Consider the following 1,185-nt stretch of genomic DNA (forward strand, 5'->3'; position numbering starts at 1 on the left):
TATTTAATGAGATGGTCACTCCCTCCTTCCCGGTACTATGCTGAGGACAGGCTTTCATTCGGAGAACTATCATGGAAAACATTGCGCTCATTGGTATCGATCTGGGTAAAAACTCTTTCCATATTCATTGCCAGGATCGTCGCGGGAAGGCTGTTTACCGTAAAAAATTTACCCGGCCAAAGTTGATCGAATTTTTGGCGACATGCCCCGCTACAACCATCGCAATGGAAGCCTGTGGCGGTTCTCACTTTATGGCACGCAAGTTGGAAGAGTTGGGGCATTCCCCAAAGCTGATATCACCACAATTTGTCCGCCCGTTCGTTAAAAGCAATAAAAACGACTTTGTCGACGCCGAAGCTATTTGTGAAGCTGCATCGCGTCCGTCTATGCGTTTTGTGCAGCCCAGAACGGAATCTCAGCAGGCAATGCGGGCTCTGCATCGTGTCCGTGAATCCCTGGTTCAGGATAAGGTAAAAACAACCAATCAAATGCATGCTTTTCTGCTGGAATTTGGCATTAGCGTTCCCCGAGGAGCTGCCGTTATTAGCCGACTGAGTACCATTCTTGAGGATAATAGTTTGCCTCTTTACCTCAGCCAGTTATTGCTGAAATTACAACAGCATTATCACTATCTTGTTGAGCAGATTAAAGATTTGGAATCCCAGTTGAAACGAAAGTTGGACGAAGATGAGGTTGGACAGCGCTTGCTGAGCATTCCCTGCGTCGGAACACTGACAGCGAGTACTATTTCAACTGAGATTGGCGACGGGAAGCAGTACGCCAGCAGCCGTGACTTTGCGGCGGCAACAGGGCTTGTACCTCGGCAGTACAGCACGGGAGGTAGGACGACATTGCTGGGAATTAGTAAGCGAGGTAATAAAAAGATCCGAACTTTGTTGGTTCAATGTGCCAGGGTATTCATACAAAAACTGGAACACCAGTCTGGCAAATTGGCCGATTGGGTCAGGGATTTACTGTGCCGGAAAAGCAACTTTGTCGTCACTTGTGCTCTGGCAAACAAGCTGGCCAGAATAGCCTGGGCCCTAACGGCACGACAGCAAACTTATGTAGCATAACGGCAGAAATACACCGGTTTAAAGAATTACTGATCTGGTTTTGCGAATACTGATATTGATGATACTAACGGCCCACCGGCCTGTTGAGGAACCTGTAAAACGGAAAGGC

General features: G+C 47.8%; 1 protein-coding gene. It reads left to right on the forward strand.

The annotated features are described in order from the left end of the window. The first annotated feature begins 71 nt into the window (after window positions 1-71). Window positions 72-1,076, forward strand: a complete 1,005-nt coding sequence (locus tag CHU32_RS27835; RefSeq protein ID WP_000427623.1) for an IS110-like element IS4321 family transposase — start codon at window positions 72-74, stop codon at window positions 1,074-1,076. The last annotated feature ends 109 nt before the right edge of the window (window positions 1,077-1,185 follow it).

The sequence above is a fragment of the Superficieibacter electus genome (genome assembly GCF_002915575.1).
GTDB classification, from domain to species: Bacteria; Pseudomonadota; Gammaproteobacteria; order Enterobacterales; family Enterobacteriaceae; genus Superficieibacter; species Superficieibacter electus.

Excerpts from the sequence above, each read along its gene's own strand:
- CHU32_RS27835 (WP_000427623.1), top strand. The coding sequence starts at position 72 with ATGGAAAACATTGCGCTCATTGGTATCGATCTGGGTAAAAACTCTTTC.